This is a genomic window from Streptomyces sp. XH2, from assembly GCF_049725035.1.
Classification (GTDB): domain Bacteria; phylum Actinomycetota; class Actinomycetes; order Streptomycetales; family Streptomycetaceae; genus Streptomyces; species Streptomyces roseoverticillatus.
On the sequence record NZ_JBMMMZ010000012.1, the window covers coordinates 64,260 to 88,556 of the forward strand.

Here is a 24,297-nt window from a genome sequence, read left to right on the forward strand (position 1 = left end):
GCGGCACGGGGATCGCCCGTTATCCGATTTTGACATAGTGAGCCCCCCGAATGGTGCAGTCCGGATGGCAAGATGCCCCAATCGCACGAGGTCGCGACATCCAAGGGCGTGTGCTCCGCCCCTCGTGCGTCATCAGCGTTTTCCTGTGTTCGTTCCGTGTTTGCTCCGTGTCCGTCCGACGGCCGGCCACCCCCTCACCCGCAGGAGGAACCAGCAATGACCGCATGCACCACCCCTCGCACGGCTGCCGCCAGGAGTCGTTTGGCCGCCGCCGGCGCGATCGCGGTCGCCGGCGCCCTGCTGCTCACCGGCTGCGGCGATCAGCGCGACAAGACCGGCAACGAGGCCGGTCAGAGCGCCCAGGGCTCGAAGGCCCCGCTCTTCGACAAGCTGCCGAAGAAGATCCAGGACTCCAAGGTCATCAAGGTGGGCTCGGACATCGCCTACCCGCCGGTGGAGTTCAAGAAGGACGGCAAGGTCGTCGGTATCGACCCGGACGTCGCCGCCGCGATGGGCAAGGAACTGGGGGTGCGGTTCGAGTTCAACAACGGCACCTTCGACGCCCTGCTCACGGGCCTGCGCTCGAAGCGGTACGACATGGCGATGTCCGCCATGACGGACACGAAGGACCGCCAGGAGGGCATCGACTCCAAGACCGGCAAGAAGGTCACCGACGGCGTCGACTTCGTGGACTACTTCAACGCCGGCGTCTCGCTCTACACCAAGAAGGGCGACACCAAGGGCATCGGCGGCTGGGACGACCTCTGCGGCAAGAAGGTCGCGGTGCAGCGCGGCACGGTCTCCGACGACCTCGCCAAGTCCCAGTCCGAGAAGTGCGAGAAGGACGACAAGGACAAGATCAGCATCGAGGCCTTCGACACCGACCTCGAGGCCCAGACCCGTCTGAAGGCCGGTGGCGTGGAGGCCGTCTCCAGCGACTTCCCGGTCGCCGCCTACGCGGTGAAGACCTCGGGCGGCGGCAATGACTTCGAGGTCGTCGGCGATCAGGTGGAGGCCGCTCCGTACGGCATCGCCGTCAGCAAGGAGAACACCCAGCTGAGGGACGCGCTCAAGGCGGCCCTCGACGCGATCATCAAGAACGGTGCGTACGACAAGGTCATGAAGACCTGGGGCGTCGAGGCCGGCGCCGCCAAGGAAGCCAAGGTCAACGGCGGTTCCTGACCCTCTCTCCCTCCCCTCGTACGGACGCTGAAAGGCCATACCCCGTGACTGATTCCCCCGAAAAGCCGGAGCCGGACAAGAAGGTCCAGCCGGAGCCCGGGAAGGAGGCCGCCGACAAGGCGGCGGCCCCGGCCCCGGAACCGGAGAAGAAGGCCGCTGAAGAGAAGCCGGCCGAAGAGAAGCCGGCCGAGGACAAGAAGGCCGCTGAGAAGCCGGCCGAGAAGCCGGCCGAAGAGAAGACCGACGCCGAGCCCGCCGAGAAGAAGGCGGACGAGGAAAAGGCTGCCGAAGAGAAGCCGGCCGAGAAGAAGGCGGCCGAGGACAAGCCGGCCGAGAAGAAGCCGGCTGAGGACAAGGCGTCCGAGGAGAAGCCGGCCGCCAAGCCGGACCTCGCCAAGAAGGACGCTCCCGCCGCCGAGAAGGACGACCCCGCCGACGACCCGGCGCCCGCGTCTTCCTCCTCCTCGTCCTCTTCGTCCTCTTCTTCTTCCTCCTCGTCCAAGACCGCCGTCGTGCCGGAGGCCATCAAGGCCATCCCCGTACGCCACTACGGCCGGTGGATCTCCGCCGTCGTCGTCCTCGGCCTCCTCGGCCTGCTGGTCAACGCCTTCGCCACCGCGAACGTCCACTACAGCGCCATCCCCGACTACATCTTCGACTCGACGGTCATCACCGGCCTCGGCAAGACGGTGCTGATCTCCCTCCTCGCGATGCTGCTGGGCCTGGTGCTCGGCATCGTGCTGGCGGTGATGCGGCTGTCGAAGAATCCCGTGACGTCCTCGGTCTCCTGGCTCTACATCTGGTTCTTCCGGGGCACCCCGGTCTACGTCCAGCTGCTGCTGTGGTTCAACCTCGCGCTGATCTTCCCGTACATCAATCTCGGTCCGATCTACCAGGACGAGATGAGCGACTTCATGACGCCGTTCATGGCGGCGCTGCTCGGCCTGGGCCTCAACGAGGCCGCCTACATGTCGGAGATCGTCCGCGCCGGCATCCAGTCCGTCGACGAGGGCCAGACCGAGGCCGCGCACGCGCTCGGCATGAGCCAGGGCCGGACCCTGCGCCGGATCGTCCTTCCGCAGGCCATGCGGGTGATCGTGCCGCCCACCGGCAACGAGTTCATCAACATGCTCAAGACCTCGTCGCTGGCGGCGAGCGCCGCGCAGTACCTCGAACTGCTGCGGTCCACCTCCGACATCGGCCAGACCACCGGTGCCACGGTCGAGATGCTCTTCCTCGCCGCCACCTGGTACCTCATCCTGACCAGCGTCTTCAGCGTCGGCCAGTTCTACCTGGAGCGGCACTACGCCCGCGGCTCGCTGCGCACGCTGCCGCTCACCCCGTGGCAGAAGGTCAAGAAGAACCTGGCCTCCTTCAGCAACCGTCCCTCCGGAGGTGTCACCGTATGAACGCGATGGTGAAGGCCGAGGGCGTCCACAAGTCCTACGGCGCGGCCCACATCCTCAAGGGCATCGACCTGGAGGTCGCCCCGCGCGAGGTGTTCTGCCTCATCGGCCCCTCCGGCTCGGGCAAGTCCACCTTCCTGCGGTGCATCAACCACCTGGAGCAGATCAACGCCGGGCGGCTGTACGTCGACGGCGAGCTGGTCGGCTACCGGCAGCAGGGCGACAAGCTCTACGAGCTCAAGGACAGCGAGGTCGCCAGGAACCGCCGGGACATCGGCATGGTGTTCCAGCGCTTCAACCTCTTCCCGCACATGTCGGCGCTCGCGAACGTCATGGAGGCGCCGGTCCAGGTCAAGGGTGAGACGAAGGCCGTCGCCCGCGAGCGGGCCAAGAAGCTCCTCGACCGGGTCGGCCTCGGCGACAAGGCCGACAACTACCCCTCGCAGCTCTCCGGCGGCCAGCAGCAGCGGGTCGCGATCGCGCGGGCGCTGGCGATGGAGCCGAAGCTGATGCTCTTCGACGAGCCCACGTCGGCGCTCGACCCGGAGCTCGTCGGTGACGTCCTGGACGTCATGCGGGGCCTGGCCGAGGACGGCATGACGATGATCGTGGTGACCCACGAGATGGGCTTCGCCCGCGAGGTCGGCGACTCGGTGGTCTTCATGGACCAGGGCGTGGTCGTCGAGGCGGGCAACCCGCGCGACGTGCTCACCAACCCGCAGCACGACCGGACGAAGGCGTTCCTGTCGAAGGTGCTGTAAGCGGCCGCGGTACGGAAACGAACGGGCGGGGGGTACGGGAGAAGTCCCGTACCCCCCGCCCTTCGCGCGGTTCAGCGGCCCCCACGAAGGCCCGGATGCGCTGCAGCGGGCGTGGTGCGATTCGCACGGGGGCCCGTTCCCGGGCGGTTGCCCGGGCGGGGCGTCGCCGGTAACAGCCGGGCCAGCCACCACGCCGTCGATCCTGTGGGCATGTCAGGCTCCCGGGCGGAGGAGGGTCGTGATGCGGGTGGCCGCGTCGGCCAGGTGGCGGCGGGACTCGGCCAGTTGCTCCGGGGACACGCCGTGGTCGCGCGCCGCGTCGCGGATGTCGTCGCGGAAGCGGTCGAGGAGGCGGTCCAGGTCGCGGGCCGGGTCCTTGGAGAGGCCGTCCGCGGCCTCGGCCCACTCCGGGGCGGGGCCCGCCGGGGGCTCGGGGCGCCGGGTGCCGTTCGTGTCCGCCGGGCCTGCCGCGTCCGCCGTGCCCGGCGCGCCCGTCGTGCGGGCCGTGAACGCGCCGAACTCCTTCGCGAGGGCGCTGACCCCCTCGGCGATGCCGGCCGGCCAGTCGCCGCGGCGCAGGTGTTCCTGGACCTGCTCCTGGACGCGTTCGGTGGCGCGCCGGACCTCCTCGCGGGCCCGTTCCTGGGCCTCGCGGGCCTGGTGGCGGGCCTGCTGGGCGTCCTGGCGGGCGCGCCGGCTCTCCTCCTTGGCCCGGCGGGCCTGCTCCTTCCACTGCTCCTTCGCCCGGCGGTAGTCCTCCTTCGCGCCGTCGAAGGAGTGGGAGTCCGGCGCCGCGCGGGTCAGCCGGGCGGCCTCGCGCACCTGACGCCGCAGGTCGCCCGCGGCGCCCCGGACGTCCTCGCGGATGTCGGCCGCGAGGGCGGACACCGACTCGCGGATCTCCAGCTCCAGCTCGGCCAGCTCGCCCTGCCGGCCGGCGAGTTCGGCGCGGCCGGCGGCGGTGATCGCGTAGACCTTGCGGCCGCCCTCGGTGGTGTGCGTGACGAGGCCCTCGGCCTCCAGCTTGGCCAGCCGCGGGTAGACCGTGCCGGCGGACGGGGCGTACAGGCCCTGGAACCGCTCCTCCAGCAGCCGGATGATCTCGTAGCCGTGGCGGGGCGCCTCGTCGAGCAGCTTGAGCAGGTAGAGGCGGAGCCGGCCGTGGGCGAAGACGGGGGGCATCAGAGGACCTTTCCCTGGACGGGGGCGTCGTCGTCCGCCCAGTCGTCGGTGTCGTCGGCGTCCGGCCCCTGCAGCAGCGCGACCGCGCCGGAGACGCTGGTGACCTTGATCCGGCCGCGGCCGGCGCCGAGCCGGCCGGTGATGTTCCGCGCGCCGAACTGGTCCTTGACCCACAGCTCGGGGAACGAGCACGAGATCGGGCCGACCGTGGTGCCCGCGTCGACGGCCGCGTCCGCCGAGAACGGCAGCCGGACGGCGACCTCGCCCGAGACGGTGGTGACCGCCAGGTCGACGGCCGGCGCGGCCGGCGACAGGTCGATCACCACGTTGCCGCTGACCGAGTCGGCCTTGATCCGGCCGCCCGAGCACTCCACGAGCGTGAGGTCGCCGGAGACGCCGTTGCAGCGCACGTCGCCGCCGAGGCGCTGGGCCTCCACCCGGCCCGAGACGGTCTCCGTGCTGACGTCGCCGGTGATGCCGACGAGCGTGGTGTCGCCGGAGACCCCGGCGACCTTCGTGCGGCCCGCGATGCCGGAGACCACGGCGCTCGCCCCGACGACGCCGACCTTGACGTCGGCGGTCGCGGGCACGGTGAGGGTCACGTCGGCCGAGCGCTTCCAGTTCTTGCGGCCGAACCAGCCGAGGACGGTCTTCCTCGACAGGTCCTCGTAACCGACGGTCAGCGTGCCGCCCTGCTTGACGACCTTCAGCGGCGGGCCGTCGAGCGCCGTCAGCTCCAGGCGGGCCGGGCCGCCGTCCGTGCCGACGACGTTGACCGTGCCGTTCACGACGCTGACGTCGAGGCCGGTGACCGGGCCCTCGAAGACGATTTTCTCTGGTGCGGACAGCGACCACTCGGACTCTGCGGGCATGCCGGACCCCCTCCTGTGAACAGGACGTCGAACGCGATATCGAACCTGATGGCGTACGCGATGGCGTGCCGCCGTGGCGCAACGCGATGGCGTACGAGACGCAACCTATCGCGTCTTCCATAAACACGATATATCGCGGTCGCGGGAAGTCAAGTGCCTGCGCGTTGGCATAGCGTGGTCGCATGTCCGCTACTGATCACAGCCGTGCGGCGGGGGTCCTGCTGCTCTGCCGGGCCGAGCCCGGCCGCGTCCGGCCCTCCGCCCAGCTCCTGAACGAACCGCTCCTCCTGGTCCCGGCCGGGGAGGGCTGGAGCGCGCTGATCCCCGGCGAGGACTCCTGGCGCACCGAGGGCACCGACCTCGCGACCGCCACCGCGGGCTGGGCGCACGCGCTGGCCGTCGCCGAGCCGTGGCCCGTCGTGGGCCTGTGGTGGGACGGGGCGGGGGCCGGCTTCGTCGTCGCGGCGGGTTTCCGGCGGACCGCCGGGTACGCGTGGCTCGCCGACGGCACCCCGCTCGGCGAGGAGGCGGCCATGACCGCGCTGCGGGCCCGGACCGGCCTCGACCCGGTCCTCGACGGGGCCGCGCTCGACGGGCTCGCCCGGCCCGACGCGGACGCCGACGCCGCGGCCCGCGTGCGCGGGCTGATCGCCGTCCTCTCGCGCACCGGCCTGCACCTGCCGCCCGGCCTCGCCCCGGGCGTCCCGGCCGACGGTCTGCGCGCCTCCGCGGGCGCGCTCCCCGCCGCCGAGGCGGTCTACTGGCCCGGCTGGCGCGAGGCCGTACGGGCGGGGTTCGACGCGGCGGACAGCGGCCGGCTCGGCGCGTGGACGCGGGGGCGGCGGGCGCGTGCGCTGGGCGCGGGGGAGGTTGTGGCCGGGGCTTCCCTGGCGCTCTGGGGGCGCCGTCGCGGGCGGCGGGGTGCGACCGCCGTCGGGGCGGTTGTCCTCGCGGACGGCGTGCTCACTCTTGCGTACGACTGGTGGCGCGGCCGCGGCCGGGACTGAGTGCACCTGCGGGCCGGTGGGGGCTTGTCGCGCCCGCGCGGCGGAGCCGCAGATGAACACTGTCCCGCGCCCCTGAAGGGGCGCGGGATGAGAAGGATCTACTCGTCGTCCTCGTCGTCCAGCCTCGCCAGCCACGTCGCCAGCCGCTCCACCGGTACCTCGAAGTCCGGGTTCAGGTCGACGAAGGTGCGCAGCTGCTCGGCCACCCAGCCGAGCGTGACCTCCTCCTCGCCCCGCCGGTTCTCCAGCTCCTCGATGCCGCGGTCGGTGAAGTACAACGTTCGCTCCGGTCAGTGAGTCGTGAGTCAGGTCTGTGGTCAGGCCAAGGATAGGCGGGTGCCGGAAACGGGACCGGGCCCCCACCGCCTCGCGGCGGTGGGGGCCCGGTCCGTACGGAGCGTGACGACCGTCAGGCGTCGAACACCTCGTTGATCAGCGTCTGCTGCTCGGCCTGGTGGCGCTTGGCCGAGCCGACCGCCGGGGACGAGGAGTGCGGACGGGAGATCCGCCGCAGCCGCTCGCGGGCCGGGACGTCGGCGCCGACCGCCAGGTCCAGGTGGTCGATCAGGTTCAGCGCGATGAACGGCCACGCACCCTGGTTCGCCGGCTCCTCCTGCGCCCAGATGTACTTCTCGGCGTTCGGGAACTTGGCGATCTCGGCCTGGAGCTCCTCGCCCGGCAGCGGGTAGAGGCGCTCGATGCGGACGAGGGCCGTGTCGTTCGCGCCGCGCTTCGCCCGCTCGGCGGCCAGGTCGTAGTAGACCTTGCCGGAGCAGAAGACGACCTTGCGGACGTCCGCCGCGGCGACGGTGTCGTCACCGATGACCGGCCGGAACTGGCCGCTCGTGAACTCCTCCGCCTTCGACGCCGCGGCCTTCAGACGCAGCATCGACTTCGGGGTGAAGACGATCAGCGGCTTGTGGTGCGGGTTGTGGACCTGCCAGCGCAGCAGGTGGAAGTAGTTCGACGGCAGCGTCGGCATGGCGACCGTCATGTTGTTCTGCGCGCAGAGCTGCAGGAAGCGCTCGACGCGGGCCGAGGAGTGGTCCGGGCCCTGGCCCTCGTAGCCGTGCGGCAGCAGCAGCGTGACACCAGAGGTCTGGTTCCACTTCTGCTCGGAGGAGGAGATGAACTCGTCGACGATGCTCTGGGCGCCGTTGACGAAGTCACCGAACTGGGCCTCCCACAGCACCAGCGCGTCCGGGCGGGCCAGCGAGTAGCCGTACTCGAAGCCCATCGCCGCGTACTCGCTGAGGAGCGAGTCGTAGACGTTGAAGCGGGCCTGGTCCTCGGACAGGTAGAGCAGCGGGGTGTAGTCCTCGCCGGTCTCGCGGTCGACGAGCACCGCGTGGCGCTGGCCGAAGGTGCCGCGGCGGGAGTCCTGGCCGGCGAGCCGGACCGGGGTGCCCTCCATCAGCAGCGAGCCGAAGGCGAGGGTCTCGCCCATGCCCCAGTCGATGGTGCCGTCCTCGATGCTGGCGGCGCGGCGCTGCAGCTGCGGCACCAGGCGCGGGTGCACCGTGACGTTCTCGGGCGTGGTGACCTGCGACTCGGCGATCCGCTTGAGGACCTCCTGGGAGATCGCGGTGTTCACCGCCACCGGGAACCCGCCCAGCGGGGCCGGGACGGCGGCCGGGGCCGCCGCCGCGTCCGCGTCGCGGACCTCGACGAAGACCTTCTCCAGCTGGCCCTGGTAGTCCTGCAGGGCCTGCTCGGCCTCTTCCAGGGTGATGTCGCCGCGACCGATGAGGGACTCGGTGTACAGCTTGCGCACCGAGCGCTTCTTGTCGATCAGGTCGTACATCAGCGGCTGGGTGAACGAGGGGTTGTCCGACTCGTTGTGCCCGCGGCGGCGGTAGCAGATCAGGTCGATGACGACGTCCTTGTTGAACGCCTGGCGGAACTCGAAGGCGAGCCGCGCGACGCGGACCACGGCCTCCGGGTCGTCACCGTTCACGTGGAAGATCGGCGCCTCGATCATCCGGGCGACGTCGGTGCAGTACATCGACGAGCGCGAGGACTCCGGCGGCGCGGTGAAGCCGACCTGGTTGTTGATGACGATGTGCACGGTGCCGCCGGTGCGGTAGCCGCGCAGCTGCGACATGTTCAGCGTCTCGGCGACGACGCCCTGGCCCGCGAAGGCCGCGTCGCCGTGCAGCTGGACCGGCAGGACGGTGAAGTCCGTGCCCGCCTTGCCGATGATGTCCTGCTTGGCGCGGGCGATGCCCTCGACGACCGGGTCGACGGTCTCCAGGTGGGACGGGTTGGCGGCCAGCGAGACCTTGATCTGCTCGCCGTCCAGGCCGGTGAAGACGCCCTCGGCACCGAGGTGGTACTTCACGTCGCCGGAGCCGTGCATCGACTTCGGGTCGAGGTTGCCCTCGAACTCGCGGAAGATCTGGGCGTACGACTTGCCGACGATGTTCGCGAGGACGTTGAGGCGGCCGCGGTGGGCCATGCCGATGACGACCTCGTCCAGGCGCGCCTCGGCGGCGGCGTCCAGCACCGAGTCCAGCAGCGGGATGACGGACTCGCCGCCCTCCAGGGAGAAGCGCTTCTGGCCGACGTACTTCGTCTGCAGGAAGGTCTCGAAGGCCTCGGCGGCGTTCAGCCGGCGCAGGATGCGCAGCTGCTCCTCGCGCTCCGGCTTGGAGTGGCCGCGCTCGACGCGGTCCTGGATCCACTTGCGCTGCTTCGGGTCCTGGATGTGCATGAACTCGATGCCGGTGGTGCGGCAGTACGAGTCGCGCAGGACGCCGAGGATGTCGCGCAGCTTCATCATCGACTTGCCGGCGAAGCCGCCGACCGCGAACTCGCGCTCCAGGTCCCACAGGGTGAGGCCGTGCTCGGTGATGTCGAGGTCGGGGTGCTTGCGCTGGCGGTACTCCAGCGGGTCGGTGTCGGCCATGACGTGGCCGCGGACCCGGTAGGAGTGGATCAGCTCGAAGACGCGGGCGGCCTTGGTGACGTCGTCGTCGTGCGAGGCGTCGATGTCCTTGAGCCAGCGGACCGGCTCGTAGGGGATGCGCAGCGCCTCGAAGATCTCGTCGTAGAAGCCGTTCTCGCCCAGCAGCAGCTGGGCCATGATCCGCAGGAACTCGCCGGAGGCGGCGCCCTGGATCACCCGGTGGTCGTACGTCGAGGTCAGGGTCATCACCTTGGAGATGCCCATCTTGTTCAGGGTGTCCTGAGACGTGCCCTGGAACTCGGCGGGGTAGTCCATGGCGCCGACGCCGAGGATCAGACCCTGGCCGGGCATCAGGCGCGGCACGGAGTGGACCGTGCCGATGCCGCCGGGGTTGGTGAGCGACGCGGTGACGCCGGTGAAGTCGTCCATCGTCAGCTTGCCGACGCGGGCGCGGCGGACGATGTCCTCGTAGGCCTGCCAGAACTCGAAGAAGTTCAGCGTCTCGGCCTTCTTGATGGCCGCGACCACGAGCTGGCGGTCACCGTTCGGCTTGACCAGGTCGATCGCCAGGCCGAGGTTGACGTGCTCGGGCTTGACGAGGGTCGGCTTGCCGTCCTTCTCCGTGAAGGAGTAGTTCATCGACGGCATGAGCTTCAGCGCCTGCACCATGGCGAAGCCGATGAGGTGCGTGAAGGAGACCTTGCCGCCGCGGGCGCGCTTGAGGTGATTGTTGATCACGATGCGCTGGTCGAACAGCAGCTTCACCGGGACGGCGCGCACGGACGTGGCCGTCGGCAGCTCCAGGGAGGCGTTCATGTTCTTCGCGACGGCGGCCGAGGGACCACGGAGGGTGACGTACTCGGGACCGGCGGCGGCCTCGGTCGCGGGGGCGGCCTTGGCGGCAGCGGCCGGCTTGGCGGGCGCTGCCGCGGCGGGCTTGGCCGGGGCGGCAGCGGGCTTCGCGGCGGGAGCGGCGGGCGCCGCCGGGGCCGGAGCGGCAGCGGCGGGCTGCGCGGGGGCGGCCGGGGCGGCCTGGGCCGGAGCGGCCTGCGGGGCGGCGGGCGCGGCCGGGGCCTGCGCGGCGCCGCCTGCGGTCACCGGCTGCCCCGGCGGAGCCGCCGCCGTGCCCGGCTTGTAGTCGGCGAAGAAGTCCCACCAGGCTCGGTCGACCGAGTTCGGGTCCTGGAGGTACTGCTGGTAGATCTCGTCGACGAGCCACTCATTGGGACCGAATACGTCTGCAGGGCTCTTGCCCTGCCCGTCTTGGTCGGTCGAGATGCTCGAGGTGTTGGGGGACTGTGGCGACACGGCGGTAACCGCCCTCTTCCGCTTCACAAGGTGATGGACAGCGGGAATAAAGGCTACGCCTGTCTGCACGGTTGATGCAGGCCACCCGGGCAAGCAGTCGCGCAAGTCACATTTGCTCAGGGGTTTCGGGGCATGACTTGGCGGGAAACACACGGGGTTCTGCTGGTCCCGGGCGCATCAGGGTTCGCTCAGGCGCGCCCCACACTCCCTCGAATGTGTGCCTCCGCCATCGACCATACGTCAACTTTGATCGCGAGGCCCTCCCGGAAGAGTGACCTGAATGCGGCATCCGTGAGGGGATTCGGCCACCCCGATGGACCCCCCGTGCAGATCCACCGCCCAGCGCGCGATCGCCAGGCCCAGCCCCGTGCCGCCGTCGGTGCCCGGCCCCTGCTGGCCCGAGCCGCCCCGGTTGAACCGCTCGAAGACCCGGTGCCGCTCCGCCTCGGGGATGCCCGGGCCCTCGTCCAGCACCTCCAGCGCCAGCGACTGCGGCCCCTCGCCCCGCCGCGCCCGCACCGTGACCCGCCCGTGCGGCGGGCTGTGCTTCACGGCGTTGTCCACGAGGTTCGCCACCACCTGGTGCAGCCGCTCCGCGTCCGCGTGGGCGGTCAGCTCCGGCGGGGACACGTCCAGGTGCAGGTGCACGTCCTTGCGCGCGTGCGGGGACGAGCTGGAGCCGTTGGCCATGCTCGCCTCCTTCAGGATGCCCGCCAGGTACGGCCACACCTCGAAGCGGCGCGCGTGCAGCGGTACGACCCCGTTGTCCAGCCGGGACAGGTCCAGCAGCTGCTCCACCAGCCGGCCGAGCCGCTCCGTCTGGCGCAGCGCCGTCCGCATCGTCTCCGGATCCGCGGCCGACACGCCGTCCACCACGTTCTCCAGCACCGCCCGCAGGCCCGCGATCGGGGTCCGCAGCTCGTGCGAGACGTTGGCGACGAGCTCCTTGCGGTGGGTGTCCACCGCCTCCAGATCGGCCGCCATGCGGTTGAACGCGTTCGCCAGGTGCCCGAACTCGTCCCGCCGCCCGGCGCCCACCCGGCGCGTGTAGTCACCCTGCGCCATGGCGCGCGTGACCTCGGTCATCTCGTCCAGCGGCGCGGTCAGGCCGTGCGCGACGAACTGCGTTATGAGCAGCGAGGCGATGATCGAGAAGACGGTGATCACCCGGAGCTCGGTCGCCGACCGGATCGCGACGAACACCAGGAAGGTCGTTATCACCACCGAGCCGATGACCAGGGCGCCCAGCGCCGCCTTCACCGACCGGTAGGGGTCCAGCGGCCGCAGCGCCTCCCAGACCCGCCCGCCGAGGCCCGTCAGCGGGACGTGGACGCCCCTGCGGCGCTCGGCGCCGCCCCGCGGGCCGGCCGTTCCGCCGGTCATGCCGCACTGCCCGTCATGCCGCGTCGCCCGTCACTGCCGCACTGCCCGTCATATCGTGCCGCCGGTCATGCCGCCGGGGTCTCCAGTGCGTAGCCCACGCCGTGCACCGTGCGGATCCGCTCCGCGCCGATCTTCCGGCGGAGCGCCTTGATGTGGCTGTCGACCGTACGGGTGCCCGAGGCGTCCGCCCAGTCCCACACCTCCGCCAGCAGCTGCTCGCGGGAGAGGACGGCGCGCGGCGTGTTCGCCAGGCACACCAGCAGGTCGAACTCGGTCGGCGTCAGGTGCACGTCCGCGCCTCTGACCCGGACCCGCCGCTGCGCGTGGTCGATCTCCAGCTCGCCCAGCCGCAGGATGCCGCTGCGCGGGGTGTGCGCGGCCAGCGCCGCCCGCTCCACGCGGCGCAGCAGCACGTGCACCCGGGCCGCCAGCTCGCGCATCGAGAACGGCTTGGTCATGTAGTCGTCCGCGCCGACGCCCAGGCCGACCAGCATGTCCGTCTCGTCGTCACGCGCCGTGAGCATCAGGACGGGCACCGGCCGCTGCGCCTGCACGCGCCGGCACACCTCCAGGCCGTCGAAGCCCGGCAGCATCACGTCGAGCACGAGCAGGTCGGGCTGCCACGCCTCGGCGGTGTCGACGGCCGCCGGCCCGTCACCCGCGGTGCGGACCTGGAAGCCCTCGGCCCGCAGCCGGGCCGCGATGGCGTCCACGATGGTCCGGTCGTCCTCGACCACCAGCACCCGGCGCTGCGCCCCGGCGGACGCGGCGGCACCGTTCGGGCCGATGTGTGTCTGCTCCATGCGCGCCCCGCCCCTAGCGTCTTCCGTCGCGTCGTTCCTTGCCGGCTTCGGCAGCTCCGGCTTCGGCAGCTGTGGCAAGCAGGGTACGGGCACGCGGAGGGCGACGGCTACGCGGCACGTTGCCCGAGGTGCACTACGTCCGGTACGCCCCGGGCAACCGCGATCTCTTCGGTCCGTACCCCTTCGAAACCGGCATTCCGGAGGGCTTGCTCGAACCGGGCGGACGGCCGGGCCGACCATACGGCGAGCACACCGCCGGGCGTCAGGCGCTCCCGGCAGGCGGCGAGACCGGGGGGCGAGTACAGGCTGTCGTTGCTCTCCGTGACCGTCCAGTCGGGGCCGTTGTCGATGTCCAGGCACAGCGCGTCGTAGCGGACCGGGGCCGTGCGGACGTGGCCGAGGACGCTGAGGAGATCGCCTTCCACGATCTCCGCGCGGGGGTCGGCCAGCGCCCGGGCCGAGATCGCGCCGAGCGGCCCCGCCCGGTGCCAGCCGATCACCGCCGGCTCCCGCTCCACGACCGTGATCCGGCCCCAGCGGGGCTCCTCCGCGGCCCGCGCGAGCGAGAAGCCGACGCCCAGCCCGCCGATGAGGACGGCGGGCTCCGCGCGGTCCGCGGGGAGCGCGGCCAGCGCCGCGTCCACGAGCAGGCGCTCCGAGCGCCCGTCGGAGGTGTCCATCAGGAAGCAGCCGTTCGCGATGATCTCGTGGACGGCGTCGTCGCCCGTGCCCCGGCGGCGCAGGACCACCTCTCCGTACGGGCCGTCGCGCCGGTCCAGGGTGACGGGCCGGTCGTGGGTGACGGGCTGGTCAGGAGCGCCGGGCGTGTCGTACGGGTCGCGCTGGAGGGTGGTCACGAGGTGGCCTCCGTGTCGGTCGGTACTCGGCGGACGCGGCAGGCGGATGTGAGGTTGACGGGCGTGACCGGAGTCACTGACTGCGCTTGATTCCCCTGCCCTCGATGGACCTTAATCTCGGAGGGGGCGGGAGCGGGATCGCTTTTCGCCCCGCCGGGTGCCGGTACGGACCCCGCGAGGAAGGGGCTTGGCCGAGTGAACGAGGTGGACCCCGACGGCATGTCCCTGCGGCGCCCGCGGCGCGGCCCCGGGGCGCTCCGGCCGGGCCGGCTGCTCCGCGCCCTGCCCACCCCCTCCGGCACGCCGTTCACGTTCTGCTACGCGCTGGTCCTGCTCGCCACCGCGATCTACACGGACTACGGCGACGAGGCCACCGTCAACGAGCTCCTGCGCGAGTCCAGCACCGACGCCGCGCACCTGGCCGAACAGCCCCTCGTCGTCCTGCTGGCCAGCGCCCTGTGGATAGCCGGCGGCCTGTACTCGCTCTACGGGATCCTCTTCGTCCTCGTCGTCTCCGCCCTGGAGCGCCGCACCGGCGGGGCCCGCACCGCCGGCGTCTTCCTCCTCGGCCACGTCCTGGCCACGCTCGCCACCGAGCTGCCCGTCGCGGGCGCCGTGGCCGCCGGGCGGCTGCCCGAGGCCTCCCTGCACCGCCTCGACTACGGCATCAGCTTCGGCGTGATGGCCTGCACGGGCGCCCTCGCCGGGCTGCTGGGCCCGCGCGCGAAGTGGACCGTCCTGGGGCTCGCCTTCCTCATGTGCGCCCAGGACCTCGTCGAGTTCGCCGACCCCCTCGCCAGCTGGGGCCACCCGATAGCCCTGCTGACGGGCATGGCGTGCTGGGGCCTGCTGCGGGACAAGGGGCCGGCGGCCGCGTCAGCCGCGGACGGTGCCGTCCCAGGCCCACTGCGTGCGCCGCGGGAGGCCGGGGAGGGAGGCGCGGCCGGTGCACCACAGCAGCGTCTCCGCGGGGGAGTGGCCCGCCGGGGCACCGGGGAAGAGCCGCCCGACGGCGGGCGCGCAGAGCTCGTCGGGGACGGCGGAGTCCAGGCCGAGGCCGCGCGCGATGTCGTCCGTGTGGAGCACGAGCTCCGTCACCCCCATGGCGGCGAAGCCGGGCGCGTCGGAGTGCCCCCACGGGTGCCAGGCGCGGTCCCCCTCGCCCGCGCCGCGGACGGTCGCGGCGAGCAGCGCCGCAGCGATGCGGATGCCCTCCAGGCGGGCCGGTAGCGGGGCCGCGGGGTCGAGCGAGGCGAACAGGGCGATGGAGCGGTCGGTGGGCCGGGCCGTGAGCAGGCCCGCGTAGCCGACGAGGCCGAGCGCGAGGTGGTCGAGCGTCGCGGCCGCGGACCACTCCAGGCCGGCGGCGGGCCGGGACCAGTCGCGGTCCGCGCCCGCCTCCAGGACCGCGGAGCAGTGGTCGGCGGCGTCCGTGACGAGCGTGGCCCAGGCGCCGGCGGCGAGGGGCGCGGCGGGGTCGGCGGCCGGGGCCGGAAGGCCCCCGGCAACCGGGGCCGCGGGCGCGGTCGCCGCGTGTGCGGGCGCGGTCATGCCCGGCCCCCCGCGCGGACGCCCTCGATGAGGCGGGCGTAGCCGTCGGCGCCGTGGCCGTCCGCGACCGCCCGCTCGATGGAGGCCTTGAGCAGCTCCGGCAGTCCGGTGTCGAGGCCGCGCGCGGCGCTCGCGTGGACGAGGTGCTCGATCGCGCCGAGGTGGACGTCGAGGGTGGCGTCGTCGCCCGGGTAGGCGCCCGCGTCGATCCGGGGCGCGTACGTGCTCATGAAGCCGTTGACCGCGGCCATCCAGCGGATCGCGACGGGGGTGAAGGCGGCGGCGTCCACCTTGTCGGCGCCCGTCAGCGCGACGCCCTGCAGCCAGCCGGCGAGCGTCGACCACATGATGCCGAGCAGGGCGGTGTCGTAGAGGGAGGCGACGCCCGCGTCGTCCCCGAGGCCGACGGGGTCGCCCAGGCTCGCCAGGGTCTCCCGGTACTCGGCGAAGGCCTGCGAGGAGCCGCTGTAGAGCAGCATGACCGCGGGATCGCCGATGCCGGGCGGCGTCGACATGATCGCGCCGTCGAGGTAGCCGATGCCACGCCCGGCGGCCCAGGAGGCGCTCTCGCGGGCCTGCTCGGGCGTGCCGGAGGTGAGGTTGACGAGGGTGCGGCCGCGCAGGTCGTCCGCCAGCGGTTCGAGGACGCCGTGGACGGCGTCGTAGTCGGAGAGGCAGGCGATGACGAGGGGGCTCGCCGCCACGGCCTCCGCGGCGGTCGCGGCCCGTGCGGCGCCGCGGGCGACCAGTGCCTCGCCCTTGCCCGCCGAACGGTTCCAGACGGTCGTCTCGTGGCCGCCCTTCAGGAGGGCGCCGGCCAGGGCCGTACCCATCGAACCGAGGCCGAGAACGGTCACCTTCATGAGTGGTTTCTCCCCGTGCGTCACAGAAGTTGATCAAGTGCGACCAGCCTCGCACCGGCACGGGGGCCCGGACAGTGGCAGAAGTGACGTCCTGCGAAAAATTCCTGCCACCCGGTCTAGGCTGGCGATCATGAGCGCCGGAACCGTGGCCGTGGTCGTGATCGACGACGACGTCCCCATGTGGGACCTGTACGAGCTGGGGGTGGTCTGCACCGTCTTCGGCATCCTGCACCGCGACCTCGCCGACCCCTGGTACGACCTGCGCGTCTGCTCGGCCGGCGGGGAGACGCCGCAGCCCGGCCCCTTCGGGCTCACGCTGCGCGCCTCGCACGGCCTGGAAGGGCTGGAGGGAGCCGGCACGGTGATCGTGCCCTCGGTGCCCGAGGCGTGCATCGAGGGCGAGCGCGAGCTGCCGGCCGGGCTGTTGGAGGCGCTGCGCCGCGCCGCGGACTCCGGGGCCCGCATGGTCTCCCTGTGCGCGGGGGCCTTCGCCCTCGCCGCCGCCGGCATCCTCGACGACCGCCGCGCCACCGCCCACTGGATGCACACCGAGGCCCTCGCGCGCCGCCACCCGCGCGTGCGCGTGGACGACTCCGTCCTCTACGTCGACGACGGCGACGTCCTCACCAGCGCCGGCGTCACCGCGGGCCTCGACCTCTGCCTCCACCTCGTCCGCCGCGACCTCGGCGCCCACGTCGCCAACCAGCTCGCCCGCCGCCTGGTGGTGCCCGCGCACCGGCCCGGCGGGCAGGCCCAGTACGTGGACGTCTCCGTGCCCGAGGCCGACGACGACAGCCTCGCCCCCGTCCTGCACTGGGCCCGCGAGCACCTCGACCGCCCCCTGTCCGTCGAGGACCTCGCCGCCCGCGCCGGCCTGAGCACCCGCACCTTCTTCCGCCGCCTCCAGGCCGCCACCGGCACGACCCCGCTGCGATGGCTCCTCGTCCAGCGCCTCGCCCGCGCCCAGTCACTGCTGGAGTCGACGACCCTGTCCGTCGAACGCGTCAGCGAACAGAGCGGCCTCGGCACAGCCGCCAACCTGCGCCGCCACTTCACCCTGCACTTCGGGGTGACCCCGACGGACTACCGGCGGTCGTTCCCGGGGCCGGCGGCCGCGGCCTGACCTGCCGCACGGCGTTCACGGTTCCGCCGGGCCGGGCGCGGCCGTAAAGCGCCGCTTCGGCTGCTCGCCGCGGCGGCGGGAACAACAGGAGCGGGCTCCCTGCTGGGCAAAAGGGCAGGCGCTGCTCGTCGGCGGCCGGCGATCGCTCACAGCGAACGCCGGACGGGGAACATCCGCGGAGCGGCACGCATTGAGTCGGCATAGCTCAACTTGCCTGCCGAAGGGGAGATCATGGCTTCGATGTCCGCACCGCTCACCCTGCCCGTGCTGCCGCTCGACGACGAGGTCGTCCTGCCCGGCATGGTGGTGCCCCTCGACCTGTCCGACGCCGACGTGCGGGCCGCGGTCGAGGCCGCTCAGGCCGCCGCGCGGGGCGGCAAGCCGCTGGTGCTGCTCGTGCCGCGCGTCGACGGGACGTACGCGGGCGTCGGCACGCTCGGCAGCGTCGAGCAGGTGGGGCGGCTCTCCGGCAGCGGTGATCCCGGCGCGCTCGTCCGCGGTGTCCGCCGCGTGCGTATCGGCGCCGGGACGACCGGCCCCGGGGCCGCGCTGTGGGTCGAGGGAACTCCCATGGAGGAGGTCGTGCCGGACCCGCTGCCCGGTGCCGTCGCCGAGCTCGTGAAGGAGTACAAGGCGCTCGCCACCAGCTGGCTCCGCAAGCGCGGCGCCTGGCAGGTCGTCGACCGCGTCCAGCAGATCGACGACGTGGGCCAGCTCGCCGACAACTCCGGCTACTCGCCCTTCCTGACCGTCCAGCAGCGCGTCGAGCTCCTGGAGACCGCCGACCCGGTGGCCCGCCTCAGGCTCGCCGTGAAGCGGCTCGGCGACCACCTCGCCGAGCAGGACGTCGCCGAGACCATCGCCAAGGACGTCCAGGAAGGCGTCGACAAGCAGCAGCGCGAGTTCCTGCTGCGCCGTCAGCTGGAGGCCGTCCGCAAGGAGCTCGCCGAGCTCAACGGCGACCCGGAGGACGAGTCCGGCGACTACCGCGCCCGCGTCGAGGCCGCCGCCCTCCCGGAGAAGGTCCGCGAGGCGGCCCTGAAGGAGGTCGGCAAGCTGGAGCGGGCCTCCGACCAGAGCCCCGAGGGCGGCTGGATCCGCACCTGGCTGGACACCGTCCTGGAGCTGCCCTGGAACGAGCGCACGGAGGACGCGTACGACATCCCCGGCGCGAAGGCCGTCCTCGACGCCGACCACGCGGGCCTGGAGGACGTCAAGGAACGGATCACCGAGTACCTGGCGGTGCGCAAGCGGCGCGCCGACCGCGGGCTGGGCGTGGTCGGAGGGCGCCGCGGGGGCGCCGTGCTCGCGCTCGTCGGGCCGCCCGGCGTGGGGAAGACCAGCCTCGGCGAGAGCGTCGCCCGCGCCATGGGCCGCAAGTTCGTGCGCGTCGCCCTCGGCGGCGTCCGCGACGAGGCCGAGATCCGCGGCCACCGCCGCACGTACGTGGGTGCGCTGCCCGGCCGCATCGTGCGGGCGGTCAAGGAGGCCGGCTCCATGAACCCGGTCGTGCTCCTCGACGAGATCGACAAGGTCGGCTCCGACTTCCGCGGCGACCCCGCCGCGGCCCTCCTGGAGGTCCTCGACCCGGCCCAGAACCACACCTTCCGCGACCACTACCTGGAGGTTGAACTCGACCTGTCGGACGTCGTCTTCCTCGCGACGGCCAACGTCCTGGAGGCCATCCCCGAGGCGCTCCTGGACCGCATGGAGCTCGTCCGCCTCGACGGCTACACCGAGGACGAGAAGGTCGTCATCGCCCGCGACCACCTGCTGCCCCGGCAGCTGGACCGGGCCGGCCTCGCGCCGGGCGAGGTCGTGATCGAGGACGGGGCGCTGCGCCGCCTCGCGGGCGAGTACACCCGCGAGGCCGGCGTGCGGAACCTGGAGCGCGCCGTGTCCCGGCTGCTCCGCAAGGTGGCCGCCAGGCACGAACTGGGCGAGCAGGAGCTGCCGTTCACCATCGGTGCGGAGCAGCTGCGCCCGCTGATCGGCCGGCCGCACCACGCCCCGGAGTCCGCGCAGGACCCGGCCGAGCGGCGCACGGCCGTGCCCGGCGTCGCGACCGGCCTCGCGGTCACGGGCGCGGGCGGCGACGTCCTCTTCGTCGAGGCGTCGCTGGCCGATCCCGAGACGGGCGGCGCGGGCCTGACCCTGACGGGCCAGCTGGGCGACGTGATGAAGGAATCGGCGCAGATCGCCCTGTCCTTCCTCCGCTCGCACGGTGCCGAACTGGAGCTGTCGGTCGGCGACTTCAAGGAGCGAGGCGTCCACCTGCACGTCCCGGCGGGCGCGGTCCCCAAGGACGGCCCGAGCGCGGGCATCACCATGACGACGGCCCTGGCCTCCCTGCTCTCCGGCCGCCGGGTCCGCCCGGACGTCGCGATGACGGGCGAGGTGTCCCTGACGGGCCGCGTCCTGCCCATCGGCGGCGTCAAGCAGAAGCTGCTGGCGGCGCACCGCGCGGGCGTGACGACGGTGATCATCCCGAAGCGCAACGAGCCGGACCTGGACGACGTGCCGGCCGAGGTGCTGGAGAAGCTCGACGTCCACCCGGTCTCTGACGTCCGCCAGGTGCTGGCGCTGGCCCTGCAGCCGGCCGAGGCGGAAGTGGCCGTGGCGGCGTAGCCGCGGCGACGGGGCGGGGGCCCTACCACTCCCCCGGAGGTGCGGGCCCCGCGCCGTTTTCCGGTTCAGGTGTGGCTGACGGCCTTGTCCAGCAGCCCGTACAGGGCGTCCTGCTCCTCCGGGGACAGCCCGGCCAGCGGCGACTCCCGTTCGAGGAGTTCCATGAGCCGCTCCTGCAGGGCCGCGCCCTCGCCGGTCAGGACCAGCTGCTTGGCGCGGCGGTCCGTGGGGTGCGGGCGGCGCTCCAGGAGCCCGCGGCCCTCCAGCTTGTCGATGACGAAGGTCGCGTTGGAGGGCTCGCACGCCATGCGGTCGGCGAGCTCGCGCATCGTCATCGGTCCGGTCAGCTCCCGCAGGGCCGTGGCCTGGGGTGCGGTGAGGTCCAGCGCGGCCGCGCGGTCGCGCACGTGGTCCGCGATCCGGCGGGCGAGGCCGTTCACCAGGCCGCAGAGCCGCCGCTCGGCCATGACGTGCGCTTCCGGGGTGCTCATGGGTGTCATCGTAGCCAAGCACAACTTCATCAAGTTATTAATATCCGAGCTTGAATCATTCAAGCTGTAAGTTTATTGTCGCTGATCAAGAACCCCTGCCGCACGAAGGACGGAACCACCCATGACCGACGACGCCCGCCTCAACCGCCCTGCCGGCATCCGCTCCCTGCGACTCGGCGACACCAAGGTCACGTACGTGCCGGACGGCGCCGGTCAGCTGAGCCCCCGGGGCTGGCTGCCGGACACCACCGACGAGGTGTGGGCGGAGCACCCCGCGTACCTCGACGCGACCGGCAACCTCGTGGCGAGCATGGGCGGTCTCCTCGTCGAGCACGGCGACCGGGCCCTGCTCATCGACGCCGGCTTCGGTCCCGGACACCACCCGGGCATACCGGGCACCCCGGTGGGGGAGATCAACGGCGGCGCTCTCCTCGGCAACCTGGCCCTCCTCGGCCGCACCCCCGCCGCTATCGAGGCCGTGGCCATCACCCACCTGCACGGCGACCACATCGGCTGGTCCGCGCAGCTCGCCGAGGCCGGCGCCGTCCACCTCATCAGCGCCCCCGAGTGGGAGCACCGCCACCTCTCCGAGGAGCACGGCGTGCCCCCGGAGCTCCTCACCGCCCTGGAGCCCGGCCTCCGCACGGTCACCGACGGGGAGGAGATCTTCCCCGGCGTCCGCGTCATGCTCACGCCCGGCCACACCGCGGGCCACGCCGCCTACGTCATCACCGGCGGCGGCCGCCGCCTGATCGCCTTCGGCGACGCCCTGCACTCGCCGATCCAGATCGCCCACCCCGAGTGGTCGGCCGCCGTCGACCACGACGCCCGGCAGTCCGCGGAGTTCCGCCGCCGCCTGGTCGAGGAGATGGCGGAGCCCGGCACGGTCGGCTTCGGCGTCCACTTCGCCGACGTGGTGTTCGGGCGGGTGCTGCGCGACGGCGCGGGGGCCACGTCGTGGGAGCCCGTCGACGCGTGACGCACACGCTGAAGCTCCTGTCTCATTTGCCCCGTTGACGGTCGCTGACCCCGCCGGTTGCATGTCCCTGACCATGCTCGGCTGACTGACCAGTCACACCCTGAGGGGGAACTGTGCGCATGACCGACGCACGTTCACGGAGAGCGGGAAGAGCGACCAGCAAAAACGGAATACCCGGCGCGGGGGCCCGGCTCACTGCCCCCCCGCCTTTCGGCCCCCCCCCCCCCGCGCCCGCGGCGGGAAGCGGCGGCAACGACGGCCCGGCGGAGGTGATCCCGGGCAAGGGCACCTCCACCCCGGCCCTGGTCGACGGCATCCGCGAGGCCGCCGCGTCCTCCGGCAGCGCCGCCGACGCCGCCCGCGGCCACCTCGCCGACAAGCGCAGCCGCTACCGCATCGCCGAGCCGGCCCGGGACCTGAAGCCCGTACAGAGCTTGAGTTCGGGCGCGTCCGAGACCGTACGGCTGCAGCAGAAGCACCAGGGCGTCGACGTCCTGGGCGGCCAGTACGTCGTCCGGATGGAGCACAAGAACGGCAAGCGCGTCGTCACCGGCACGTCCGGCAAGTACTTCACCGGCCTGAAGGCGGACACCCGGGCCGAGGTGAGCGAGCAGCTCGCCGTCGACCGGGCCGTCGCCGCGACCCTGCGCGACCTCACCGGCAAGCGGCTCGCCAAGGGCGACGCCGCCCGCACGAAGGGCGCCACGCCGTCCGCCAAGTCCCTGACCGGCACCGCGCGCGGCCTCGTCGTCGTCCCCAAGGGCCCCGGCGTCCTCACCCACCACGTCACCGTCCGCGGCACCGACCCGGCCACCGGGCACCCCGTGCTGCGCGAGGTCTACGTCGACGCCAAGGCCGGCTACCCGGTGCTGCAGTACAGCGGCATCAAGACGTTCGGCACGGACCCGGGCGCGGGCGCCGCCGCGTTGCGGGAGCGCGCCCGCACCGCCGCGACCGGCACCTCAAAGGCCGCCGCCCGCGCCGCCGCCGGCCCGCTCGGCCCGGGCGTCGCCGGCTCCGGCGTCAAGTACGACGGGACGACCGTCGAGCTCGGCCTGGTCAAGGACACCGCGCGCAACGAGTACGTCATGACGGACTACGCGCGGATGTGGGACTCCAGCAAGAATCCGCTCACCACCTGGGACGCGCGCGGCAAGGAGGTCGGCGAGGTCGAGGGCCGCTGGCCCGACGGCATCAAGGAGTTCGGCTCGCCGGCGCCCTCCTTCGGCAAGGACGCCACCGAGGCCGGGGCCGTCGACGCCCACTGGGCAGCGGGCAAGGTCTACGACTACTACAAGAAGGTCCACGGCCGCGACAGCCTGGACGGCCGCGGCATGGCCGTCAACTCCCTCGTCGGCGTCACCGAGTTCGGCGGTCCGTACGTCAACGCCTTCTGGGACGGCACCAAGATGGTGTACGGCGGCGGCGACGAGGACTACAAGACGCTCTCCGCCGACCTCGACGTCGTCGGCCACGAGATGACCCACGGCGTCGTCGAGCACACCGCCAACCTCGTCTACGCGGGCCAGTCCGGCGCCCTCAACGAGGCCCTCGCCGACTACTTCGGCAACGCCATCGCCGTCGACGCCGCCGGCATGTCCATGGACGACCCGGACGCCGGCCTGCTGGGCGGGAACCTCTGCCGGACGAAGGCCCCGCGGCAGTGCGCCTTCCGCGACCTCAACGACGGCCACACCACCTCGAAGAACTTCCTCGGCGTCGGCTTCGGCACCGACAACGGCGGCGTGCACCTCAACTCCACCATCTTCTCGGGCGCCCTGTGGGACATCCGCGAGGACGTGGGCCGCACCCTCGCCGACAAGATCGTCTACAAGGCGCTGGCGGAGTACATGACGCCCCTCGACGGCTTCACCGAGGGCCGCGACGCCGTCATCGCCGCCGCCAAGGCGCTCGGCGTCTCCGCGAAGGAACTGGGCGCCGTCCAGCGCTCCTTCAACGCCCACGGCGTCGTGCCCAACTGGGAGCAGGCCCTCGGCGTCGACACCGACCTGCTCTCGGCCAAGCTCAACACCGCCGGCACGGAGGCGGGCGCGGGCGGCGGCTGGTGGGCCGCCTCCCGGTCGAACGACGACGGCTCCGAGGCGTACTCCGTCTGGGCCGGCCGCGCGGACGGCAGCGGCGCTCCGAAGCTGATCAGCCCCAACGACGGCCGCTTCCACGTCAGCCCGGCCACCGACGGCAAGACCGTCGCCTGGGTCGCCTACGGGAAGACCGGCACGGAGGTCCTCTCCCGGCCGCTGGCGGGCGGGCCGGTCAAGAAGCTGTACGGGACGGACTCGGGCACGGTGTACTCCGTGCGCGTCGAGGCCGGCACGGTCGTCCTCGACGCGGGCGACCTCCTCGGCGGCCGCCACGTCGGCTACGTCCGCACCGGCGACAAGCAGCCCACCTGGGTGGACGGCGGCCGCGCCGAGCAGGGCACGGCCCTCCCGTCGCTGAGTGGCGGCAGGATCGCGTACGCCACGGTCTATCCCGAGGGCGACGAGTACCGCGTCGGCACCGAGGTGCTGGAGCTCGCCACCGGCAAGAAGACCCGCATGGGGCAGCTCGGCAAGCCCGAGAACATCGGTCAGACCGGCATCAACGCGACCGGCGTCTTCTGGCTCGTGGACGAGACGGCGGACGACAAGGGCGAGGTGGCCGTGCGCCGCGCCAAGCTCGACGGCACCGGCGTCGCCGACCTCAGCCCGGAGAAGGGCCCCGGTGCGCTCCGCGCCACCGAGCTGACCGCCTCCGAGAGCGCGGTGACGGTCACCGACGCGCAGCCGGACGCGGCGGGGTACAACGAGTCGCTGCCCAAGCTGTGGCAGTTCGCGGCCGACGGCTCCTCCCGGGCGCGCGTCTCCTGCAACCGCGGCGAGCAGTCCTCCCCGGCCGCGGCCGGCGGCAAGCAGGTGGTGTGGATCGACGGCACCACCGGCTCGACCGACCTGGTCACCCGCACCCGCCCGGCGGGCACCTGCAGCTGACCG

Annotated in this window: 18 protein-coding genes; 9 read left to right on the top strand and 9 right to left on the bottom strand. The window is 72.5% G+C overall.

Features of this window, described 5'->3' with window-relative positions; genetic code table 11:
• Positions 1-216: 216 nt before the first annotated feature.
• The 3 genes from ACOTKD_RS24250 to ACOTKD_RS24260 all read left to right on the top strand — a co-directional run bounded on the left by ACOTKD_RS24250 (position 217) and on the right by ACOTKD_RS24260 (position 3,349).
• On the top strand, positions 217-1,182 hold the full coding sequence (locus ACOTKD_RS24250; RefSeq protein ID WP_424891129.1) for an ABC transporter substrate-binding protein: 966 nt from the start codon (positions 217-219) through the stop codon (positions 1,180-1,182).
• Positions 1,183-1,694: 512 nt separating this feature from the next.
• A complete protein-coding gene (locus tag ACOTKD_RS24255; RefSeq protein WP_424891339.1) occupies positions 1,695-2,591 on the top strand; it encodes an amino acid ABC transporter permease in 897 nt (298 codons plus the stop codon).
• The gene (locus ACOTKD_RS24260; protein WP_424891130.1) at positions 2,588-3,349 is read left to right on the top strand and encodes an amino acid ABC transporter ATP-binding protein; all 762 of its coding nucleotides are present in this window, start codon (positions 2,588-2,590) and stop codon (positions 3,347-3,349) included. Before ACOTKD_RS24255 ends, ACOTKD_RS24260 begins: the two co-directional genes overlap by 4 nt.
• Positions 3,350-3,562: 213 nt before the next feature.
• On the opposite strand, the gene ACOTKD_RS24265 is transcribed toward ACOTKD_RS24260, so the two are convergent.
• Together ACOTKD_RS24265 and ACOTKD_RS24270 are read right to left on the bottom strand one after the other, a co-directional pair.
• Entirely contained in the window at positions 3,563-4,531 is a 969-nt protein-coding gene (locus ACOTKD_RS24265; protein WP_424891131.1) for a helix-turn-helix transcriptional regulator, read from the bottom strand.
• The gene (locus ACOTKD_RS24270; protein ID WP_424891132.1) at positions 4,531-5,403 is read right to left on the bottom strand and encodes a DUF4097 family beta strand repeat-containing protein; all 873 of its coding nucleotides are present in this window, start codon (positions 5,401-5,403) and stop codon (positions 4,531-4,533) included. Before ACOTKD_RS24270 ends, ACOTKD_RS24265 begins: the two co-directional genes overlap by 1 nt.
• Positions 5,404-5,585: 182 nt before the next feature.
• Between ACOTKD_RS24270 and ACOTKD_RS24275 the strand changes: the two genes are divergently transcribed.
• Positions 5,586-6,410, top strand: a complete 825-nt coding sequence (locus ACOTKD_RS24275) for a hypothetical protein (RefSeq protein ID WP_424891133.1) — start codon at positions 5,586-5,588, stop codon at positions 6,408-6,410.
• 98 nt (positions 6,411-6,508) lie between these two features.
• Here ACOTKD_RS24275 and ACOTKD_RS24280 read toward each other — a convergent pair whose 3' ends face one another.
• The 5 genes from ACOTKD_RS24280 to ACOTKD_RS24300 all read right to left on the bottom strand — a co-directional run bounded on the left by ACOTKD_RS24280 (position 6,509) and on the right by ACOTKD_RS24300 (position 13,591).
• Positions 6,509-6,688, bottom strand: a complete 180-nt coding sequence (locus ACOTKD_RS24280; RefSeq protein ID WP_004937694.1) for a DUF6104 family protein — start codon at positions 6,686-6,688, stop codon at positions 6,509-6,511.
• 131 nt (positions 6,689-6,819) lie between these two features.
• Positions 6,820-10,626 carry a multifunctional oxoglutarate decarboxylase/oxoglutarate dehydrogenase thiamine pyrophosphate-binding subunit/dihydrolipoyllysine-residue succinyltransferase subunit gene (locus tag ACOTKD_RS24285; RefSeq protein ID WP_424891134.1) on the bottom strand — a complete coding sequence of 1,269 codons (3,807 nt, stop codon included), beginning with the start codon at positions 10,624-10,626 and terminating at the stop codon, positions 6,820-6,822.
• Between the two features lie 240 nt (positions 10,627-10,866).
• Positions 10,867-12,009 carry a HAMP domain-containing sensor histidine kinase gene (locus ACOTKD_RS24290; protein ID WP_424891135.1) on the bottom strand — a complete coding sequence of 381 codons (1,143 nt, stop codon included), beginning with the start codon at positions 12,007-12,009 and terminating at the stop codon, positions 10,867-10,869.
• Positions 12,010-12,074: 65 nt separating this feature from the next.
• Positions 12,075-12,812, bottom strand: coding sequence for a response regulator transcription factor (locus ACOTKD_RS24295; RefSeq protein ID WP_030366311.1), 738 nt, complete (start codon positions 12,810-12,812; stop codon positions 12,075-12,077).
• Between the two features lie 107 nt (positions 12,813-12,919).
• The gene (locus tag ACOTKD_RS24300; protein ID WP_424891340.1) at positions 12,920-13,591 is read right to left on the bottom strand and encodes a spermidine synthase; all 672 of its coding nucleotides are present in this window, start codon (positions 13,589-13,591) and stop codon (positions 12,920-12,922) included.
• A gap of 273 nt (positions 13,592-13,864) precedes the next feature.
• On the opposite strand from ACOTKD_RS24300, the gene ACOTKD_RS24305 reads away from it, so the two are divergent.
• Positions 13,865-14,899 (top strand): rhomboid-like protein, encoded by a 1,035-nt coding sequence (locus ACOTKD_RS24305; RefSeq protein ID WP_424891136.1) that lies wholly within the window; start codon positions 13,865-13,867, stop codon positions 14,897-14,899.
• Between the two features lie 317 nt (positions 14,900-15,216).
• Here the strand turns inward: ACOTKD_RS24305 and ACOTKD_RS24310 are convergent, their stop codons facing one another.
• Complete coding sequence (locus ACOTKD_RS24310) at positions 15,217-16,083, bottom strand: NAD(P)-dependent oxidoreductase (RefSeq protein WP_424891137.1); 867 nt, start codon at positions 16,081-16,083, stop codon at positions 15,217-15,219.
• Positions 16,084-16,228: 145 nt separating this feature from the next.
• On the opposite strand from ACOTKD_RS24310, the gene ACOTKD_RS24315 reads away from it, so the two are divergent.
• A complete protein-coding gene (locus ACOTKD_RS24315) occupies positions 16,229-17,206 on the top strand; it encodes a GlxA family transcriptional regulator (RefSeq protein ID WP_424891341.1) in 978 nt (325 codons plus the stop codon).
• Positions 17,207-17,437: 231 nt separating this feature from the next.
• Positions 17,438-19,834 carry an endopeptidase La gene (lon, locus tag ACOTKD_RS24320; protein ID WP_424891138.1) on the top strand — a complete coding sequence of 799 codons (2,397 nt, stop codon included), beginning with the start codon at positions 17,438-17,440 and terminating at the stop codon, positions 19,832-19,834.
• Between the two features lie 65 nt (positions 19,835-19,899).
• Here the strand turns inward: lon and ACOTKD_RS24325 are convergent, their stop codons facing one another.
• Positions 19,900-20,325: a MarR family winged helix-turn-helix transcriptional regulator gene (locus ACOTKD_RS24325; RefSeq protein WP_424891139.1), complete on the bottom strand. Its 426-nt coding sequence runs from the start codon at positions 20,323-20,325 to the stop codon at positions 19,900-19,902.
• A 121-nt stretch (positions 20,326-20,446) separates the two neighbouring features.
• On the opposite strand from ACOTKD_RS24325, the gene ACOTKD_RS24330 reads away from it, so the two are divergent.
• Both ACOTKD_RS24330 and ACOTKD_RS24335 read left to right on the top strand, forming a co-directional pair.
• Positions 20,447-21,304 (top strand): MBL fold metallo-hydrolase, encoded by an 858-nt coding sequence (locus ACOTKD_RS24330; protein ID WP_424891140.1) that lies wholly within the window; start codon positions 20,447-20,449, stop codon positions 21,302-21,304.
• A gap of 119 nt (positions 21,305-21,423) precedes the next feature.
• Positions 21,424-24,294, top strand: a complete 2,871-nt coding sequence (locus tag ACOTKD_RS24335) for a M4 family metallopeptidase (protein ID WP_424891141.1) — start codon at positions 21,424-21,426, stop codon at positions 24,292-24,294.
• Positions 24,295-24,297 lie beyond the last annotated feature (3 nt).

Coding starts and splice junctions, on each gene's coding strand:
- ACOTKD_RS24250 (WP_424891129.1), top strand. CDS start 217: ATGACCGCATGCACCACCCCTCGCACGGCTGCCGCCAGGAGTCGTTTG.
- ACOTKD_RS24260 (WP_424891130.1), top strand. CDS start 2,588: ATGAACGCGATGGTGAAGGCCGAGGGCGTCCACAAGTCCTACGGCGCG.
- ACOTKD_RS24265 (WP_424891131.1), bottom strand. CDS start 4,531: ATGCCCCCCGTCTTCGCCCACGGCCGGCTCCGCCTCTACCTGCTCAAG.
- ACOTKD_RS24270 (WP_424891132.1), bottom strand. CDS start 5,403: ATGCCCGCAGAGTCCGAGTGGTCGCTGTCCGCACCAGAGAAAATCGTC.
- ACOTKD_RS24275 (WP_424891133.1), top strand. CDS start 5,586: ATGTCCGCTACTGATCACAGCCGTGCGGCGGGGGTCCTGCTGCTCTGC.
- ACOTKD_RS24290 (WP_424891135.1), bottom strand. CDS start 12,009: ATGACCGGCGGAACGGCCGGCCCGCGGGGCGGCGCCGAGCGCCGCAGG.
- ACOTKD_RS24295 (WP_030366311.1), bottom strand. CDS start 12,812: ATGGAGCAGACACACATCGGCCCGAACGGTGCCGCCGCGTCCGCCGGG.
- ACOTKD_RS24310 (WP_424891137.1), bottom strand. CDS start 16,083: ATGAAGGTGACCGTTCTCGGCCTCGGTTCGATGGGTACGGCCCTGGCC.
- lon (WP_424891138.1), top strand. CDS start 17,438: ATGGCTTCGATGTCCGCACCGCTCACCCTGCCCGTGCTGCCGCTCGAC.
- ACOTKD_RS24325 (WP_424891139.1), bottom strand. CDS start 20,325: ATGAGCACCCCGGAAGCGCACGTCATGGCCGAGCGGCGGCTCTGCGGC.
- ACOTKD_RS24330 (WP_424891140.1), top strand. CDS start 20,447: ATGACCGACGACGCCCGCCTCAACCGCCCTGCCGGCATCCGCTCCCTG.
- ACOTKD_RS24335 (WP_424891141.1), top strand. CDS start 21,424: ATGACCGACGCACGTTCACGGAGAGCGGGAAGAGCGACCAGCAAAAAC.